We start from the raw sequence: 18,484 nt of genomic DNA on the forward strand, positions 1-18,484 counted from the left end.
TTACTTCAAGGGGAGGGTATGGGAGGGGTCATATATCAAATTAGTAAAATAAGTTGAGAGTGAGGTATTATTATTAAAGCAATATAGAACATCACCCTGATTTTCCATCATTAGTTATAGGAGTAGCAATATATGGTAACTGCCAGTGATAGCGATAAAAAAACCCCTCATGTTATTATGATTTTAGATGGTTTTGGTTATCGTGAAGAACAACAAGATAACGCCATTGCTGCTGCAAATACTCCAAATCTAGATAGGATATATCAGACGTATCCGCATGGATTGATATCAGCTTCAGGTGAAGATGTGGGCTTACCTGATGGACAGTTTGGTAACTCAGAAGTGGGCCATATGAATCTGGGGGCAGGGCGTATTTTATTTCAAGACTCTACCCGTATTTCACGAGAGATTAGAAGTCGTGACTTTTATAAAAATGAAGCGTTAGTTGGAGCGGTTCAAGCTGCCAATGAAGCTGGTGGTAATGTACATATCATGGGTCTGCTTTCAGATGGTGGTGTACATGCACATCAAGATCACATCGAGGCGATGTGCCACTCAGCGGTGGTACATGGGGCAAAAAATGTTTATGTCCATTGCTTTTTAGATGGTCGTGATACCCCACCAAAATCTGCTGATAAATACATTCAGCGTTTGCGTGATTTTCTCAATGAGCTCAATACCCATTATGAAGGCAAAGTACAAATCGCCAGTATCATTGGACGATATTTTGCCATGGATCGTGATAAGCGTTGGGATCGGGTGCAAAAAGCGTATGAGTTAATGACTGAAGGTAAAGCAGAACGTATGGCAACTCGTGCAGATGGGGCGATACAAGCGGCTTATAAAGCACGTGAGACAGATGAGTTTATCAGTCCTACGACGGTGATTGAACATGGGGAGACCCCTTTTACAGTCGAAGATAATGATGCCATTATTTTTATGAATTTTCGTGCTGATCGTGCCCGTGAATTAGCCCAAGCTTTTATCTTACCTGATCATGAGTTTACAGGGTTTGCTCGTCACAAACGTCCACTATTATCTGCTTTTGTGATGTTGACCAAATACTCTGATGAGTTGGCAGAAAATTCTAAAACCAGTATCGCTTATTATCCAGCACAATTACACAATACACTGGGTGAGTATTTACAAAATAAAGGTAAAACGCAACTAAGAATTGCAGAGACAGAAAAATATGCTCATGTTACCTTTTTCTTTAGTGGTGGGCGTGAGGTTGAGTATGAGGGTGAAGAGCGGATTTTAATTTCTTCACCTGATATTGATACTTATGATAAGCAGCCTGAAATGAGTGCTCCTGAGGTGACTGAAAAACTCAAACAAGCCATTGAATCTGGTCAATATGATCTGTTGGTGGTCAATTATGCCAATGCAGATATGGTTGGGCATACCGGTGTCTTTGATGCGGCTGTTAAAGCAGTCGAAGCATTAGATACGGCAATTGGTACGATTGCTGATGCAGTGATTGCAGCAAAAGGTCACATGCTAATCACCGCTGATCATGGAAACTGTGAGCAAATGCAGGACTATGAAAGTGGACAGGTACATACTCAACATACCACTGAATATGTACCCTTGATGTATGTTGGCGAGAATAAAGTACGGGTGCGTGAAGGTGGACGATTGTGTGATATTGCACCAACCATTTTATCTTTAATGCAGCTTGAGCAGCCTGAAGAGATGACAGGGCGTAATTTGTTAATTCCTACCGTCTAGCTGCGCATCTAGTGATAAGTTTTGAACTATAAGTCTGACATAAAAATTAATATGTCTTTATCCATTTATTAGGCAATATTATGGTTTCATCTGTATTTTACTGTCGTAGCCATCGACTAAAAAGCATTATTTTTGCGTTAAGTTTGTGGGTGGGTGTTTATTATCCTGCAAGTGCAGATGAGCTTGCAGCAAAAGATGTTGCTACAATGGCTGCCACTATTGAAGTTAATGATGGCTATGATGACATTGATTATATTGATGATGGCTATGGCGATATAGATGAAGTGGGTGATGTCATTGAAGAAGAGGCAGAGAATGATGTACTCTCAAATGTCAGTTATACAATTAGTAGTACCATACGACCAAGCGCAGTCGATGCAACTGCAGGACATGCCATTACCCAAGTCCCTTTAAATGCTATCTCACCAGAAACCCTAAAAACATTTGTGCAAGCCATTGATTTAGTACGTCGTCAATATGTCACTCCTGTCAATGATGAGACACTGTTTGATGATGCCATTAGTGGTATGCTGCATAAATTAGACATTCATGCTGAGTTTTTAGATACAGAAGCTTATGATAATTTGCGAGCTTTTACGGATGGTGGCATTGGACATGTGGGTATTCAGGCGACTTATAATAACAAAGATGAGCATTGGGTGGTCACCAGTGTCGAGGCAAAATCGCCTGCTGCTGATGCGGGTATCAAAGTGGGAGATTATCTACATAAAATTAATGATTTTAAGCTCACCGCTGATATGCAGCCTGTAGATATAGAACAGATGCTATCAGGTATTGCTGGCTCACAAGTAGAGGTGACTTTTTCACAAGCTGGTCGTGTAAAAAACATCGTTACTCTGCAACGTAATTTGTCAGATAAACAACATGTCAGCATTGAGGTACAGGATGGTATTGCGATTATTCGCCTACCTGTATTTCAAAATAATACCGCACAGCAAATCAGTGCGGCACTCAATCAATTGACGACCCCAATTTCAGGGGTGGTGTTGGATATTCGTAATAACCCAGGTGGGGTATTAGACGCTGCTATCGACGTTGCCAGTTTGTTTATGGATGATACGGTTGTGGTGCAGATTAAAGGTAGAGAGGGTGAGGCGACGCAACTGCTGACGCGTGGTACACCATTTTTACAAGACTTGCCAGTGGTGATTTTGCAAAATCGTTACTCAGCTTCAGCCGCTGAGGTATTGTCTAGTAGCTTTAAAAGTAATGATCGTGCAACAATTGTGGGTGAGCGTAGCTATGGTAAAGGCTCAGTACAGTCTGTATTACCTCTCAATGATGATCAAGCCATTAAGCTGACAGTCGCGCATTATCTCACTGCCACAGGGGAGCAAATTGATGGTATTGGTGTGGTACCAGATATTGAGCTATCAGAAGATAAATCACTGTGGAAGACTCAAGCCATCACCATATTATTATCTAAAGATCGTACGTTAGGAATACAGTTTACTGCCCCTGAAGGCAGTCTACCAGTACAGAGTGATTACTAAAATCAAATTATTTATTAAATTAATTTTAATTAGTCATTGTCACTGTTTATTAAAATCAGTATCTCAATTTTTCCTATGAAGATGAATGTTCAACAGACCCTAGAAAAATGCGTAAGTCCTAAATAATTACTTATCATTCGTCATCATTATCACCTTCATAATTGCTGCTATCTATCCCCAGTTTTTTCATCCGATAACGCAAAGAGCGAAACGAAGTACCTAACAATTGTGCCGCTTTGGTCTTATTTCCTTGTGTTTTCTCCAATGCCACCATGATCATTTGTTTTTCTTTTGTTTGTAAATAGGCTTCTAACCCCTCATCAGGGAGTGATGTAGTTGATTGTTGGTTAGATTCTTTGTTGGTGGCATGTTTGGCTAGGCGCTGTTCATCATCAGTGATATCCGATGATGATGTGGTGGGTTGTTGGGTGGTATTGGTAGGGTTATTTTCTTCCGTAATTGAAGATATGGGGTTGCTGGTAAAGTTGGCTGTTACTTGTGAGGCACCCTGAGAAAAATTTGAATAAGAAAATGCCGATGTGTTGGGCTCTACTATCTTATTGTTATTACTCACTTGGGTAGGTGTATTTCCAGCATTATTATTAATGATAGGTTTGTTATTATTAGCATTAAGCTCAGGTATGTCTTTAGTCACATCGTCTGTCGAAGTTGATGTGATCTTTGGATGTGTATTCTCTGTGTGAGACAGTTTATCTAGTCCCAAGTGCTTAGCATCTATGACGGTACTTTCTGCTAAGGTGATGGCTCGTTCTAATAGGTTTCTTAGTTCACGCACATTACCTTCATATTGATGGTGACGTAGGGCAGTCAGTGCAGACTCACTGAGGGTTAAGGTTTCTTCAATTTGCCAGTCTTCTGATATCTTTTCTAAAAAATAGTTAGCCAGTAGCTCAATATCATCATCACGTTCATTTAAAGTGGGTAATTTTAGTTCAATGACATTGATGCGATAAAATAAATCTTGGCGAAATAGTCCTTGTTGTACCAGATGATTAAGATTTTTATGAGTAGCAGACAGTAGGCGAATATCCACTGGTGATTCTTTGGTATCTCCAATAGCACGTACAGATTTTTCTTGGATGGCTCGTAGCAGCTTTACCTGCATCGCCAGTGGTAAGTCAGCAACCTCATCTAAGAATAATGTGCCACCATCGGCTTGCTGAAATAGCCCAATCTTATCCGTGGTTGCACCCGTAAAACTGCCTTTCTTATGCCCAAAAAACTCTGATTCCATCAGCTCAGCAGGTATCGCCCCACAGTTTACAGCAACAAAACTGCCTTCACGTCGTGGGCTAAGTTCATGGATGAGTTTGGCAACCACCTCTTTTCCTGTTCCTGATGCGCCCCATAAAAAGACAGGTGCTTGTGAGCGTGCCAGTTTGACAATCGTTGCTTTGAGTTGTTGTATGGCTGTTGATTGACCTACAAGGTGTTTGTCTAAAATGATTTCTACCGCAGATTTTTGTGTGGGTTTGGGGTCGTCTTCAATTTGTTCTGCAACTTTTAGTGCGTGTTCTATAAGTTGTCTGAGTCTTGGTAACTCCAATGGCTTATTAACAAAGTCAAAAGCGCCGAGTTTTAATGCCTCAATTGCCAAATCCATACTACCATGAGCGGTAATTACAGCCACAGGAGTTGAGGGTTGAGTCTTAGCAATATGGCGGACAACATCCAAGCCTGAGCCATCCGGAAGACGTAGATCAGTTAAACAAAAATTATAGGTATTATTGTTAATATATTCAAAAGCTGTATTAATATCATAAGCCAGATCACACTGAATCCCCATTTTCATCAATGTCAGTTGCATGAGTCGGCAAAGATCGACTTCATCATCAATTACTAAAGCCTTAGCAGTCATATGATTTCTCTTATTACAAATAGTTCAAAATAAATTTAGTATGTAAAATTTTAGCTGTTAGTTTGCATAAGCTTTTTATTATAAGTGGTTATAAAAAAATGCCCTAAAACCTGCCTAACCTTATCAGTTTGCATGAGTAAGGTTTACTACTATTTTTGCAAATGTTATTCAAATATTGTTCAACAGCCATTAACATTTGGCTTCATGTGCAACATGTGGCAGCATGATTCTAAAACAGGTTTTGTCATGTTCTGGTACATAAATAAGTCGTGCATGATTGGCTTCGGTAAAGGCTTGCGATAGATATAATCCTAGCCCTGTTCCCTCATTATCTGTAGTAAAAAATGGGTGAAATAAGTTAGGCAGTTGTGACTCGGTAACGCCAGCACCATCATCCAAAATATCTATTATAACATCGTTATTGATACAATAGACCATGACTTCTACGGTACCAACCCCATGCGCTTTGGCACTAAAACGCAAACCATTATTGATTAGATTGATCAATACTTGTTCGAGTTGATGCGGGTCAAAATAAATATGTGTATCACAGTTCATATTTAAGCTGACTTGCTGATGTTGATAATGATCTGTAATAAATTTTTCTAGCCAAGGCTGGATTGGTAAATAGGATTGATCAGGTTTGGTTTGCTTAGAGAGTTTTAGTACATCTTGGATGATATGATTTACCCGCTTAGTTTGCTGAAAGATCATCTCATATAGCTCACCGTTGCCCTGATATTTTGCTAATAATGCTTCTGCATCAGCTAAAGTGGTTAAATTTTGTGTTCCTGTCTTGATGGTTTCAACATCTTCTAGTAACAGTTGGCTGGCTTGTGAGATGGTGGCAAGTGGATTACGGATTTCATGAGCAATACTGGCAGTTAATTGTCCTAATGAAGCCAGTTTTAGCTGCTGTGCATTGGTTTGTTCTCGGCGTAAATCCTCTATCAATACCAGCAAACTACCATCTTGCAGTGGTATGGTACTGAGACGTAATTTGTCGGTCATACTTGTTGAGCTATTGATATTATAGATAGTTTGGGTTCTACTAAGTCTAGAAGCTGTTTCAAACCATTGACATAGGTTAACTAATTGAGATTTAATTTTGTTGCTAACAAATTCATATAATTCACGTCCATGAATATTTAAACTGCCATTATTATCATTGGGTAGGATATTTAACATATAGACAGCAGCTTCATTACACAACACCACGTCAAGGTTTTTATTAATCACCAGCACACCGCCCGTCATTTTACTAATGACTTCTTGGTTGACTGCATTTAATTTCTTAACTTCTAGCGCATGAGTGGCAGCAATTTTTTCAACTTGTGCCAGGCGTTGAGCAATTGACCAACTAATAAAACCCACCCCCAAAAAACTTAAAGAGAGTAATAGAGCATCACCCACATTCGCTAAGCTCAGTGAGTTGGTTATGGCATAAAAAAATTGCTGATAAATGACAAAAATGACAGCCAGAAGGGTGACAATTGCACCTTGGTAGGTAGGTAGGAGCATAAAGCTTGCTGCGACCACCACCATATATAGCATGGTAATTTGTAGGTCAGGTGGGCCATTGATATATAGTAATAGACTTAGGATAATCACATCGATAATTAACCCTAAGCCTAATTGCTGTCTTGAAAAATGTGGAACAAAAAAGAATAATCCCAGTAAAAAGAGACTAAAAATACAATAAAATAATAAAATGATTTGCTGTAATAGAGAGGGTAATATTATGTTAGTAGTATCAGGCTGAAATACCATAACATAGCTGGATAAAAATAAAAATATACTAATAATTACCCGATAACTGCTATATATAAATCCAAGTTTATATAGCTGTGCAGCAGGCATAATCGTAGACTTTTCATACAGATTTTTTAAAATATCTGCTACAGACTTTGAAAATGGAAAAAAGCGCATGTTGATAACCGTTGGATAAATGGATTATGGCTGAATCAAACCATGTCGCATTGCAAGGTGAGTGAGTTTGACATCACTATCGACGCCTACTTTTTCATAAATACGATAACGATAGGTATTGATGGTTTTGACACTGACAAATAACTGATCAGCAATTTGCTGCGCAGATTGACAATTTACCACCATCATCGCAACTTGCTTTTCTCGTTCACTTAGTAGATCAAATGGTGAGCCAGTATTTTCTGATAATAATACCTCTGCCAGTTGTTCTGCAACATCATTACTAAAATAACGACCTCCTGAATAAACTTTTTTGATTGCACGTATCATCTCATCTAACGGTGTGCCTTTGGTGATATAACCATGCACACCAGCTTTGAGTAGCATAGAAGGATAAGGCTGTGCAGATAGGCTGCTGACAGCAAGAATTTTGACCTCAGTTTCTAGTTGAACCAATCTTTTGGTGGCTTCAATACCACCAATATTGGGCATATTGACATCAAGTAGTACCACATCAGGTGCAAGGCTTTTAACCATCTTAATGGCAGTATCGCCACTTTCAGCTTCTCCAACGACATCGATGTCGGTGCTGTCAGCTAACATGCGACTAATACCCATACGGACCAAGTCATGGTCGTCGACTACTAAAACTCGAATCATAGTTTACTCATTTGCTATGCGGTGAAAAGGGGAATTTTAATTTATAGTTTGTCTACTATAAATCTACGACAGTGTGAGCGAAGCTGGCTGTACTATTTGTAGGTTCTGCGTTTGCTTACCTTGTGCTCTGGTGGTGACACTATAATGGCAACTGCTTGATTTAGCAGATAACTATCTTAGATAACTATTATAGTTTATAGTTGTAATCATAATTACTAACTTAACTTACTGACATGTAAATATTTATTGCTATAATTTTAAGCTACTGTATATAAATTTTATCACCTTTTGGAATTAACTCGATATATAAATTCGCATCTTAACCTAGACGACAATAGGTGGTAATATTAAATATACTGCGGAAGTCTACGCTTAGTTTTCCCATTTATTGGGCTTTAATTAGACAAATCAATACTACATATCCTATAACTAGAGGAATTCTCATGACTAACATGGATACCACACCCCGACATTTCAAGACCTTGCTCAGCATTTGTTGTGGCACAATTTTGTCAGCAAGTGCGTCTGCTGCATTAACCATCAATAATCAGCCTTCTTATGGCACAGCACGTATTGGGATGGGAGGAGCAGATAGCCTGACGCAGGCGAAAACCATTATGTATACCAATAATAATGGCATTACCTCGACCACTACGGTGCGCAAAATAGATAATGGGTATAATAGTAGTACAGCGCCTAATAACTATAGCACCTCTGCAAATACTGCTTATACTCAAGAATATAATAATTATAACAATAATTACTATGATCAATTGGCCATTACCACAGGATCACGTGGGGTAATGGTGATGGATTTGACTACAAATACGCCCATCTATGAAAAAAATGCTGATATCGCTCGTCCTATCGCCTCTATTACTAAGTTAATGACTGCCATGGTATTACTTGATAGTGGGCAAAATATGAGCCAAGAGATTGTATTAGAGCCCATTGATTTTGTTGGACCTAAACGTGCCAGTTCTCGTTTAAAATCAGGTGATCGCATGAATCGAGCCGAGCTGATTTTGATGATGTTAATGAAGTCAGAAAATCCAGCGGCAAAGTCGTTAGCACGACATTATCCAGGTGGTTATGATGCGTTTATGGCAGCGATGAATAGAAAAGCGCAGTCATTGGGTATGACCTCAGCATTTTTTGGTGATCCCACCGGTTTGGATAAGCGTAATGTGGCATCTCCAAGTGATTTAGTAAAAATGGTAAAAGCGGCTGGCAATTATGAAGTGATACGCCGTTTTTCAACTACCAGAAAATATGACTTCTTTGTTGCTAATTATGCCGCAGGCAGTCGTAGTTACCCTGCTAGTAATACCAATTATTTAGTACGAGATGGTATTTATCCCATTGGTATTTCAAAGACTGGTTATATTAACGAAGCGGGCAAATGTGTGGTAATGGAAACATTAATTAATAATCGTCCTGCGGTCATCGTACTATTGGGTGCTAACAGCTCAGCAACACGTTGGAATGATGCAGAGACTATCTTAAACAAACTGTCATTGCGGCGTTCAATTTAATCATTCACATCCATAAGAAAAGTTAATATAGGCACCAGTATTTAGCCATAAATACGAATGTACCTTCGCTTTATAGGGCTAGTGATATGCTTACGACTGCAAAAAAAGCATCGCCAAGTTTGTATTTATTGACCAATGAAGAGCCGTTTACGCTGCTTTATGACAAACTGAATGTGGCGTTTGCCTCAGGTGTGGTTGATTTGCTGCAAGTACGACGAAAAGCCACTTTGCAGCAGGGGCGGGCAGCATTGTATCAAGAAGCCAAACAGTTGACAGAACTAGCGAACCAGTATGGTATTGCGGTGATAATAAACGATGACATGACATTGGCACATGAGCTTGGTGTGGGGGTGCATCTTGGTAAAGAGGATGGTCAGGTAGCTAAAGCTCGGCAATTACTAGGTGCACAGGCAATCATTGGTGCATCTTGTTATGGTTCAGTGGCTTTGGTTGAGCAGGCAAAAGTACAGGGTGCAACCTATGCTGCATTAGGTGCCATCTTTGCCTCCAGCACTAAGCCAACAGCAAAGGTAATTAATCACAGTATTCTACAAGATGCCATAAAGTGTGATATTGATCTGTGTGTGATTGGTGGAATAACCGCTGAAAATATCTGTTTATTACAACATTATTCGCTGCGATATGTTGCGGTTGTTAGTGATATTTTACAATATCCTATAGAACAAACTAGCAAGCGTTGTCAGCAGTGGCAGGATGCTTTATCAAGTTGGCAATAGCCATTGTTTTTAGGTTATTGTTTTTAAATTAACATGATGACAAAAAAAGAGGCTAACTATCCATAATATGACGATTTATCGTTGATGGACAGTTAGTCTCTTTTTATATATTAGATATTATACCAATTTTCTAAAATAACTTATCTTTTCTTTACCAAACTGGCTGAGTCTACTGTTACTTGCACCTGTCTTCCTCAGAAGGTTAAGTAATAGAAATAGTATTATTTTTATTCTGCATGTTCCATACATAACGTTGCATAAGGCAAAGCTTCAAGTCGTTTCTCTTCTATCTCTTCACCGCACTCAGAACATTCCCCATAAGTACCATTTTCAATACGGCTTAAAGCATTATTGACATAATTTAGACCTTGCTGGGCTTCAAGTAGCAGATTTTTACGCATGTCATTTTCACGCATTGAAATTGCTTGGTCATCCCAATGCTCATTGAGTGAATCTTGAGGATGCTGAATATGATCCTCAATTTTATCAATACGTGTTTCATACTCTTTTTTTAACGCTTCTAATTGAGATTTTGCCTCATTAATATCTATGCTCATGGCTGCTCCTTATGTCAAATTAAAGATGTTGCTAAAAAATAACTGTGGTGTTGTTAATAGCCTAACGTAAAGCGAGCCGCGAACGCAATGTAATTATGGTTAAAGCTTTAACAGTCTGCATACACATAAGTAGAAGTGATTGCGATACTCCTACCAATATATGGTAGAATTTTGCATAAATTAACTCACCTCACTCAATTTTTATCTTTAGGAGAATTAAATGAATTTTTTGCGTATGAGCGACTTGGATTTGTCAGAAAAAACCGTATTAATTAGAGAGGATCTTAATGTCCCCATACGTGCTGGCAAAGTTGGTAGCGATGCACGTTTGCAAGCAAGTTTGCCCACCATAAAGTTGGCCTTAGAAAAGGGGGCGGGGGTATTGGTTTGCTCACATCTTGGTCGTCCTACAGAAGGAGAGTATACAGATGAATACTCTTTGCAACCTGTTGCTGATTATCTGTCAGACAAATTGGGTCAACAAGTTCAATTAAGTCGCGACTATCTACAACAGGGGGCGAATGTTGCTGCTGGTGAAGTCGTCTTATTAGAAAACGTCCGTTTTAATAAAGGTGAGAAAGCAGATGATGCAACGCTATCTCAAAAATATGCCAATCTGTGTGATGTGTTTGTCATGGATGCCTTTGGTACAGCGCATCGAGCGCAAGCATCCACCCATGGCGTGATAGAGGCGGTTGTTGAACAAAATAAGCAGGCATGTGCAGGCCCACTACTAAGTCAAGAGCTTGATGCACTAAGTAAAGCACTAGAGACGCCAGAAAAACCCATGCTTGCGATTGTAGGTGGTTCAAAGGTATCCACCAAACTTGATGTATTGACCAGTTTGGCTAAAATTTGTGATCAAATTATTGTTGGTGGTGGCATTGCCAATACATTTTTGGCAGCACAAGGTCATAGCGTTGGTGCATCTTTATATGAGCCAGATTTGATTGATGTGGCAAAAAATATCATGTCGCAAACACAAATTTTACTGCCTAAAGAAGTGGTTGTTGCTGATAAAGCACAGATAAATTTTGATGACTTTGTTGAATCTTTAAATAAAGCGACTGCCACAGTAAAAACAGTGGATGCTATTGCTGATAACGACATGATTTTGGATATTGCACCTGCAAGTGCTCAGGTATTGGCAGAAGCAATTAAATCAGCCAAAACCATACTTTGGAACGGACCTGTTGGAGTGTTTGAGGCGGATGGATTTGCTGGTGGTACAAAAACATTGGCGCAAGCCATACAACACAGCCCTGCTTTTTGTATTGCTGGTGGAGGAGATACCTTAGCTGCCATACACCAGTTTAATGTTGCTGAAGGTGTCAGTTATATGTCAACAGGTGGTGGTGCATTTTTAGAGTTTGTTGAGGGAAAAACTTTGCCAGCTGTAGCAGCTTTATTACGAGTAGTTGATACTAATAACACATAGTATTTTAAATACAAAATAATATTCTAAATGAAGTGCTGTGTATATAATACTATACTGCTTATTATTTTAAATTGGAAATTATTATTATTGTTAATAAGAGAGTTATTTTTAACCACAGATTTACTGTATTAAACTGTATCAAATGGACGAGTGAGTAGTTATTTTTTGTTAAATTTAAGACACATCACTTGCAATTTTAGTTAATCTATCGTTAGAATGTACTCGAATTATTTATGAACAGTGAGGAATCACAATGTTAAAACGTAATATGCTACTTATTACCTTGTTTTCAGCTACTGCTACTTTAATGGCTTGTAGTCCACAAACAGAAGAGCATGCAGATGCCGCTGCTGAACATGTTGATGCTGCCGTTGATAATGCTGGTGACGATATAGCAAATCATGCCGAAGCTGCTGGTCAAGATGTGGTAGATGGTGCGGAAACAGCTGGAGCAGCAGTAACTGATGCTGTTGCTCATACGGGTGATGCCATTGCTGAAGGTACCGATAAAGTAGTTTCTGATACTGCCAATGCAGTTGCTGATGGTGCTGCACATGTTCAAGATGGTGCAGAAAATGTAGCAGCAGATGCAGACGCACATGAAGTTGAGCACGAAGTTGCTGAAGAGCAACAGTATTAATTTAAACTGTTAATTTAAACAGTATTAAAAAGTGTTAGGTTAAGCAGTGACGTAGCTCATATAAATAAAAGTGAACTAAATTAGATTTAGGGAGCCTTTATTTTAAAGTAAGTGAGAATTAAATTTAGGAAAAAGACCTTAGTAATTACTAAGGTCTTTTTTGTTGTTTTATACATTTATTTTATATCTGGTAAGATAAAATTGGGCGTATATTTTATGTGACTTTTATCTAGGGTCTGTTGAACATTCATCTTCATAGGAAAATTTAGCCAATTTTTACCTGAAAGTAAAAAGTAGTCGTATCCTTGGTAGATATTAGCCTAACGGGGTGAAAGTTCAACAGACCCTTAATACCAATTCTTTAAAATAACCAAGCTTTGTCACACTTGTTGAGCCTACTAGTTGTAGTACTTGCACTCGTTTTTCTCGATAGGCTAATTAATAGACACGACATTAGACTGACTGTGCATGTATGTGCTTCTACTATTTTGCTATAATATGCGCTGTTTTTTTGTGATTTTTAATTTTCCTGCATAGTACCTAAAAAAGAGATAGATATGGCTTTAATATCCTTACGGCAATTGCTTGATCATGCAGCAGAGCATCAATATGGTGTGCCTGCTTTTAATGTTAATAATCTAGAACAGATGCGTGCCATTATGTTGGCAGCAGATAAGACAAACTCTCCTGTCATTGTGCAAGCCAGCGCAGGCGCACGCAAGTATGCAGGTGCTCCTTTTTTACGTCATTTGATCTTAGCGGCGATTGAAGAGTGGCCTCACATTCCTGTGGTAATGCATCAAGATCATGGTACCAGTGCAGCCGTGTGTCAGCGCTCTATTCAGTTAGGTTTTTCTTCAGTGATGATGGATGGTTCATTAGCTGAAGATGGTAAAACCCCAACCGACTATGATTATAATGCCCAAGTGACTCGGCAAGTGGTCGAAATGGCACATGCTTGTGGTGTATCTGTTGAAGGTGAAATTGGCTGTTTGGGTAGTCTTGAAACGGGCATGGCAGGTGAAGAAGATGGCGTGGGTGCAGAAGGTGTGCTTGATCACAGCCAGCTTTTGACCAGTGCTGATGAAGCTGAGCAGTTTGTTAAAGATACCAATGTCGATGCGCTTGCCATTGCTATTGGAACCAGTCATGGTGCTTATAAATTTACCCGCCCACCCACAGGAGATATTTTGTCGATTGAGCGGGTCAAAGAGATCCACGCTCGTATACCTAATACCCACCTTGTGATGCATGGATCGTCTAGTGTGCCACAAGAATGGCTAAAAGTGATTAATGAATACGGTGGTGATATGGGTGAAACCTATGGTGTACCTGTTGAGCAGATTGCTGAGGCGATTAAGCATGGTGTGCGTAAGGTTAATATTGATACCGATTTACGTTTGGCTTCAACTGGTGCGATGCGTCGTTATTTAGCACAAAATCCAAGTGATTTTGATCCACGTAAGCCCTTTAAAGCCTCAATGGATGCAATGATGGATTTGTGTATTGCTCGTTATGAAGCCTTTGGTACGGCTGGACACGCCAGTAAAATACGCCCCATTAGTCTTGAGAGTATGGTTGAGTTTTATAATACTTAATCAATATTTGTGTGTTCGCTTAGATTGATTAGCTTAGTAGGAATATAGACATGATTGGATTGATTAAAGGGCAGGTGGTGTTACTTAATGCACCAATGGCATGTGTGCTGACAGCCTCTGGTGTTGGCTATGAGATAGAGTTGCCTTTGCCTGCCTTTTGTCAGTTGCAGATGCACACCGAAGCGAGTATTTGGACCCACCTGCATGTACGTGAAGATGCACAATTGCTTTATGGATTTGTTGATAAAAGTAATCGAGATGTATTTCGTAAGCTAATAAAAATTAATGGGGTTGGTGCAAAAATGGCATTAGCAATGTTGTCGGCGATGTCGGCAGCGGAGCTGAAAATGCACGTGGATCAAGATTCAGAAGCTGCATTAACCCGTATTCCAGGTATTGGCAAAAAGACAGCACAGCGTTTATTGATTGAGCTAAAAGATAAGCTCAAAGATATGGAAATATCTGCGGTTATGGAAGATGGACAGTTGTTTATGCCAGCTGCTAATACAGAAGCGGTGATGATTGCTGAGGTAGAAGCAGCACTGCTAAGTCTAGGTTATCGGGATAAAGAGGCACAGCAAGCGATCAAAGCTGCTCGGGCAGATCAAGCAGGCAGTGAAGAGGCAATGTTGGATACGCAGCAGCTATTAAAAGCGACGTTAAAACAGTTATCTAATTTTTAGTGCATCCTAATATGAGATTTTATGTTGCTCACGCTGTGTTAAGTATTTAGTGTTCAAACTATAGACGACAATCAATGTCGTCTTTTTTTATATTTTATGATTATCAGCATGCGAAAGTATATTTTTTATCGTATGCTATCTTGATACTTGAACCCAAACATGGAAAATACTTGCATCTAAATATGACAATATGGGTACATGGTACTAAATTAAATTAAGGAAATATAAGAGAGCATGCAAAATCGTTTAATTAACCCGTTAGAGCGTACTGATGATGCCCCTGATATGGGCATACGTCCCACCAGATTAAGTGATTATATTGGTCAGCCTGTGGTACGTGAGCAAATGGAAGTTTTTATTGGTGCTGCTCGTAATCGGCGGGAGTCTTTAGATCATACTTTAATATTTGGTCCACCAGGGCTGGGCAAAACAACCCTTGCCAATATCATCGCCCGTGAGATGGACGGCAATTTGCGCTCAACCTCAGGGCCTGTACTTGAGCGGGCTGGAGATTTGGCAGCGATGTTAACCAATCTAGAAGAAGGTGATGTATTATTTATTGATGAGATTCATCGGCTAAGCCCCATGATTGAAGAGATACTCTATCCTGCAATGGAAGATTTTCAGTTAGATATTATGATTGGAGAGGGGCCTGCTGCCCGCTCTATCAAATTGGATTTACCAAAATTTACCTTGGTAGCAGCGACTACCCGAGCAGGATTATTAACCTCACCGCTGCGCGATCGGTTTGGTATTGTGCAGCGTTTAGAGTTTTATAATATAGAAGATTTGACCACCATTGTGACCCGCTCTGCGCGGTTGATGAATATTGATATGACTCCCGAGGGCGCATTAGAAGTTGCCAGACGCGCCAGAGGAACACCTCGTATTGCCAATCGGCTACTGCGGCGTGTACGTGACTATGCAGAAGTCAAAGGTGATGGTCGAGTAACGGGTGATATAGCAGACAGTGCATTAGATATGTTGGCTGTTGATAGGCGAGGGCTTGATCATCTAGATAGACGTTATATTGAGATGGTGCATGCTCGCTTTAATGGCGGTCCTGCGGGGGTAGAGGCAATTGCCGCTGCCATGGCTGAGGACAGAGGAACATTAGAAGATGTCATTGAGCCCTATTTGATCCAACAAGGATATGTGCTGCGTACTGCTCGTGGTCGAGTATTAACACAACTGGCATTGGCATCATTGTAGTCAATAACTGTAAACAAAATATAAAACAGATAAGATGGGCAACATAGGTCTGCTGTAAAAATTTTGTTATAATTGCGCTATTTTTTAATAACCACTGAGCCAACTTATGAGTATGACCCTAAGCCACATTACTGATGCAGCTAATACAGTCGATACTGCCAAAGCTGAGACAACAGCAACGCACAATAGTGATACGTTGCCAAATACAGATGCCAAGCAGACAAATGAGGGTGTTACTGAGCATAATGGTACAGACTCAGCCCGTTTTCGTAGACTACAAAAAAAACTACGCAAATTGGTATCATGGGCAATACGTGACTTCAATATGATTGAAGATGGCGATGTGGTGATGGTGTGTATCTCAGGTGGTAAAGACAGCTTTACTTTATTAGATATACTGCTGTTTTTAAAGCGCATTGCTCCGATTGATTTTGATATTGTTGCGGTTAATTTGGATCAAAAACAACCTGGTTTCCCTGAAGATATTTTGCCGAACTATCTCAATGAGCAAGGTATTCCCCATTATATCCTAGAAAAAGATACTTATAGTATTGTCAAAAGTGTTGTGCCCGAAGGTAAAACCTATTGCTCTGCCTGCTCTCGTTTGCGCCGTGGTTCATTGTATGGATTTGCTAAGCAAATTGGAGCGACCAAAATTGCGTTAGGGCACCATCGTGATGATATTTTGGCAACTTTTTTTCTTAATTTATTTCATGGTGGCTCACTTAAAGCGATGCCCCCAAAGCTGCTCAGTGATGATAAACAAAATATTCTTATTCGCCCACTAGCCTATGTGGAAGAAAAAGACATTATCAAATATGCTCGTTATAAAGACTTTCCCATCATTCCTTGTAATCTTTGTGGTAGTCAAAAAAATCTACAACGTGCCATTATTAATGACATGCTCAGAGAGTGGGATGATGCTCACCCACAGCGTCTGGCTTCGATATTTAAAGCGATACAAAATGTGGCTCCCTCACAACTTGCGGATAGAGAATTGTTTGATTTTGAGGGCTTAAGCCTAGAGCGTGATGATGAGATACGCAAGTTTGAAGGTGATAACATTCAAGCAGGACAAACCGATGAGTTAGCAGAAATAGGCTTACCCACCAATCCAGATGTGAGTATTTATGATCCTAGTACAAGTCGTCGTGATAATAAATCAACATCTGATAAAAAAATACCAGTTATCAACCCTATACTGTAATACAGAAATATCCAAGATATTTTATACAATTTAAGTTTTATTATAAGTTGTTGTTATTAGGGTATGGGTTAAAAAACATACAAAATATGTTATATTATTAAGGAGTATGGGTACTTTATAAATTATAGGTACTTTATAAATTTAATTAATCTTTAAGGATATAATGATGACAGAAGAAAGTTTTAAAAATAGCCCAGAGTATGAGCTTTGGATCAAAGAGACAGGTGGTCATATTGAAGAAAAAAACCACTATCGTGAAAAGTATCAACATAGATTAAGAAGAAAAGAGGCAGAAAAGCACGATCACCATACTGAACAAAAATAGTGTGTCTGAATTCAAAGAGCTAGGATATGATGGAATATTCAATCTGCCTTAGTCTTTTGTATACCTGTCATATTATTAAATTAATAGATATGACTATAAAAAACCAAGTCTTTGTTATTTAAGGACTTGGTTTTTTTGATGGCTATTCTTTGATGTCATCAAATGTTTTTAGAGGGTGGAAACTAATTTTGGCTTGAGGCAATTGACCAACTTCACGTAATCGCCAATTTTGCTCGCCTTGATTGCTTACTTGAACATAATACTTAGAGGGTAGGGGGTCAAGCTGCACCGTTGCTGTATAATGATTATCTTGTTGATGTAGCAGTTGCGTTTCACGATCCTTATTGATGTCTGTTGCATGGGAGATGGACAAATCTAATGTTTTTGGATAAGTCAGTGGTGCACCATTTAATAAAATCCCATCTTGTAGACTTTGCTGCGGATAATCTAAGTAAAAATCAATAGAATTATCTGCATTAAATACCATCTTACCATTGATATCTAAATCATGAGCAAGTTTGTCACGTGAGACATCTTGATATAAAGTTTTGCCATCCATATACCAGTCGTCACGTACAACTGTGTCTTTGATTTGCATAGAGTAATATACAAACCATATACAAGCCACAACAACAAAGGCAGGTAGTCCAATAACAAAAATAATGACCATGTAATTTTTGTACCAAGGCTGGGAGTCTTGATGTTTAAAATCATTTGGTGGGGTTGCTGTTTTAGATGAGGGCAGGTTGTGATTTGCCATTAGTGTCTCTTTTGTCATTTGTAGAATATTGCGACTAAAACATTCTTTTGGGATAAGTGTAGTATATCAATATTAACAA

At 39.2% G+C, this 18,484-nt stretch carries 16 protein-coding genes; 11 read left to right on the forward strand and 5 right to left on the reverse strand.

Features of this window, described 5'->3' with window-relative positions:
- Window positions 1–132: 132 nt before the first annotated feature.
- Both gpmI and FHK89_RS03130 read left to right on the forward strand, forming a co-directional pair.
- Entirely contained in the window at window positions 133–1,731 is a 1,599-nt protein-coding gene (gene gpmI / locus FHK89_RS03125) for a 2,3-bisphosphoglycerate-independent phosphoglycerate mutase (RefSeq protein WP_230656675.1), read from the forward strand.
- A gap of 80 nt (window positions 1,732–1,811) precedes the next feature.
- A complete protein-coding gene (locus tag FHK89_RS03130) occupies window positions 1,812–3,245 on the forward strand; it encodes a S41 family peptidase (RefSeq protein WP_230656677.1) in 1,434 nt (477 codons plus the stop codon).
- Window positions 3,246–3,378: 133 nt separating this feature from the next.
- On the opposite strand, the gene FHK89_RS03135 is transcribed toward FHK89_RS03130, so the two are convergent.
- The 3 genes from FHK89_RS03135 to FHK89_RS03145 all read right to left on the reverse strand — a co-directional run bounded on the left by FHK89_RS03135 (window position 3,379) and on the right by FHK89_RS03145 (window position 7,713).
- The gene (locus FHK89_RS03135; protein ID WP_230656679.1) at window positions 3,379–5,124 is read right to left on the reverse strand and encodes a sigma-54-dependent transcriptional regulator; all 1,746 of its coding nucleotides are present in this window, start codon (window positions 5,122–5,124) and stop codon (window positions 3,379–3,381) included.
- 189 nt (window positions 5,125–5,313) lie between these two features.
- A complete protein-coding gene (locus FHK89_RS03140) occupies window positions 5,314–7,053 on the reverse strand; it encodes a sensor histidine kinase (RefSeq protein ID WP_230656681.1) in 1,740 nt (579 codons plus the stop codon).
- Between the two features lie 24 nt (window positions 7,054–7,077).
- Window positions 7,078–7,713, reverse strand: a complete 636-nt coding sequence (locus tag FHK89_RS03145; RefSeq protein ID WP_230656683.1) for a response regulator — start codon at window positions 7,711–7,713, stop codon at window positions 7,078–7,080.
- Between the two features lie 452 nt (window positions 7,714–8,165).
- Here FHK89_RS03145 and FHK89_RS03150 point away from each other — a divergent pair, with 452 nt between their 5' ends.
- Both FHK89_RS03150 and FHK89_RS03155 read left to right on the forward strand, forming a co-directional pair.
- Window positions 8,166–9,248 carry a serine hydrolase gene (locus FHK89_RS03150; protein WP_230656725.1) on the forward strand — a complete coding sequence of 361 codons (1,083 nt, stop codon included), beginning with the start codon at window positions 8,166–8,168 and terminating at the stop codon, window positions 9,246–9,248.
- Between the two features lie 86 nt (window positions 9,249–9,334).
- Window positions 9,335–9,985 carry a thiamine phosphate synthase gene (locus FHK89_RS03155; RefSeq protein ID WP_230656685.1) on the forward strand — a complete coding sequence of 217 codons (651 nt, stop codon included), beginning with the start codon at window positions 9,335–9,337 and terminating at the stop codon, window positions 9,983–9,985.
- A 227-nt stretch (window positions 9,986–10,212) separates the two neighbouring features.
- Here FHK89_RS03155 and FHK89_RS03160 read toward each other — a convergent pair whose 3' ends face one another.
- On the reverse strand, window positions 10,213–10,542 hold the full coding sequence (locus tag FHK89_RS03160; RefSeq protein WP_230656687.1) for a TraR/DksA family transcriptional regulator: 330 nt from the start codon (window positions 10,540–10,542) through the stop codon (window positions 10,213–10,215).
- Between the two features lie 220 nt (window positions 10,543–10,762).
- On the opposite strand from FHK89_RS03160, the gene FHK89_RS03165 reads away from it, so the two are divergent.
- From FHK89_RS03165 to FHK89_RS03195, 7 genes are all read left to right on the forward strand, one after another.
- The gene (locus tag FHK89_RS03165; RefSeq protein ID WP_230656689.1) at window positions 10,763–11,980 is read left to right on the forward strand and encodes a phosphoglycerate kinase; all 1,218 of its coding nucleotides are present in this window, start codon (window positions 10,763–10,765) and stop codon (window positions 11,978–11,980) included.
- A gap of 253 nt (window positions 11,981–12,233) precedes the next feature.
- Window positions 12,234–12,620: a hypothetical protein gene (locus FHK89_RS03170; protein WP_230656691.1), complete on the forward strand. Its 387-nt coding sequence runs from the start codon at window positions 12,234–12,236 to the stop codon at window positions 12,618–12,620.
- Window positions 12,621–13,177: 557 nt separating this feature from the next.
- Window positions 13,178–14,218, forward strand: a complete 1,041-nt coding sequence (gene fba / locus FHK89_RS03175) for a class II fructose-bisphosphate aldolase (RefSeq protein ID WP_230656693.1) — start codon at window positions 13,178–13,180, stop codon at window positions 14,216–14,218.
- 50 nt (window positions 14,219–14,268) lie between these two features.
- Entirely contained in the window at window positions 14,269–14,901 is a 633-nt protein-coding gene (gene ruvA, locus FHK89_RS03180; RefSeq protein WP_230656695.1) for a Holliday junction branch migration protein RuvA, read from the forward strand.
- A 234-nt stretch (window positions 14,902–15,135) separates the two neighbouring features.
- A complete protein-coding gene (ruvB, locus tag FHK89_RS03185; RefSeq protein ID WP_230656697.1) occupies window positions 15,136–16,113 on the forward strand; it encodes a Holliday junction branch migration DNA helicase RuvB in 978 nt (325 codons plus the stop codon).
- A 106-nt stretch (window positions 16,114–16,219) separates the two neighbouring features.
- The gene (ttcA, locus tag FHK89_RS03190; RefSeq protein ID WP_230656699.1) at window positions 16,220–17,320 is read left to right on the forward strand and encodes a tRNA 2-thiocytidine(32) synthetase TtcA; all 1,101 of its coding nucleotides are present in this window, start codon (window positions 16,220–16,222) and stop codon (window positions 17,318–17,320) included.
- A 166-nt stretch (window positions 17,321–17,486) separates the two neighbouring features.
- Window positions 17,487–17,645, forward strand: coding sequence for a hypothetical protein (locus FHK89_RS03195; protein ID WP_230656702.1), 159 nt, complete (start codon window positions 17,487–17,489; stop codon window positions 17,643–17,645).
- A 142-nt stretch (window positions 17,646–17,787) separates the two neighbouring features.
- Here the strand turns inward: FHK89_RS03195 and FHK89_RS03200 are convergent, their stop codons facing one another.
- Complete coding sequence (locus tag FHK89_RS03200; protein ID WP_230656704.1) at window positions 17,788–18,405, reverse strand: FixH family protein; 618 nt, start codon at window positions 18,403–18,405, stop codon at window positions 17,788–17,790.
- Window positions 18,406–18,484: the final 79 nt, after the last annotated feature.

Origin of the sequence: Psychrobacter sp. I-STPA10 (assembly GCF_021012795.1) — a bacterium.
In the GTDB taxonomy this organism is placed as follows: Bacteria; Pseudomonadota; Gammaproteobacteria; order Pseudomonadales; family Moraxellaceae; genus Psychrobacter.

Excerpts from the sequence above, each read along its gene's own strand:
- gpmI (WP_230656675.1), top strand. The coding sequence starts at position 133 with ATGGTAACTGCCAGTGATAGCGATAAAAAAACCCCTCATGTTATTATG.
- FHK89_RS03130 (WP_230656677.1), top strand. The coding sequence starts at position 1,812 with ATGGTTTCATCTGTATTTTACTGTCGTAGCCATCGACTAAAAAGCATT.
- FHK89_RS03145 (WP_230656683.1), bottom strand. The coding sequence starts at position 7,713 with ATGATTCGAGTTTTAGTAGTCGACGACCATGACTTGGTCCGTATGGGT.
- FHK89_RS03170 (WP_230656691.1), top strand. The coding sequence starts at position 12,234 with ATGTTAAAACGTAATATGCTACTTATTACCTTGTTTTCAGCTACTGCT.
- fba (WP_230656693.1), top strand. The coding sequence starts at position 13,178 with ATGGCTTTAATATCCTTACGGCAATTGCTTGATCATGCAGCAGAGCAT.
- FHK89_RS03135 (WP_230656679.1), bottom strand. The coding sequence starts at position 5,124 with ATGACTGCTAAGGCTTTAGTAATTGATGATGAAGTCGATCTTTGCCGA.
- FHK89_RS03200 (WP_230656704.1), bottom strand. The coding sequence starts at position 18,405 with ATGGCAAATCACAACCTGCCCTCATCTAAAACAGCAACCCCACCAAAT.
- ruvA (WP_230656695.1), top strand. The coding sequence starts at position 14,269 with ATGATTGGATTGATTAAAGGGCAGGTGGTGTTACTTAATGCACCAATG.
- ruvB (WP_230656697.1), top strand. The coding sequence starts at position 15,136 with ATGCAAAATCGTTTAATTAACCCGTTAGAGCGTACTGATGATGCCCCT.
- FHK89_RS03150 (WP_230656725.1), top strand. The coding sequence starts at position 8,166 with ATGGATACCACACCCCGACATTTCAAGACCTTGCTCAGCATTTGTTGT.
- ttcA (WP_230656699.1), top strand. The coding sequence starts at position 16,220 with ATGAGTATGACCCTAAGCCACATTACTGATGCAGCTAATACAGTCGAT.
- FHK89_RS03155 (WP_230656685.1), top strand. The coding sequence starts at position 9,335 with ATGCTTACGACTGCAAAAAAAGCATCGCCAAGTTTGTATTTATTGACC.
- FHK89_RS03165 (WP_230656689.1), top strand. The coding sequence starts at position 10,763 with ATGAATTTTTTGCGTATGAGCGACTTGGATTTGTCAGAAAAAACCGTA.
- FHK89_RS03160 (WP_230656687.1), bottom strand. The coding sequence starts at position 10,542 with ATGAGCATAGATATTAATGAGGCAAAATCTCAATTAGAAGCGTTAAAA.
- FHK89_RS03195 (WP_230656702.1), top strand. The coding sequence starts at position 17,487 with ATGACAGAAGAAAGTTTTAAAAATAGCCCAGAGTATGAGCTTTGGATC.
- FHK89_RS03140 (WP_230656681.1), bottom strand. The coding sequence starts at position 7,053 with ATGCGCTTTTTTCCATTTTCAAAGTCTGTAGCAGATATTTTAAAAAAT.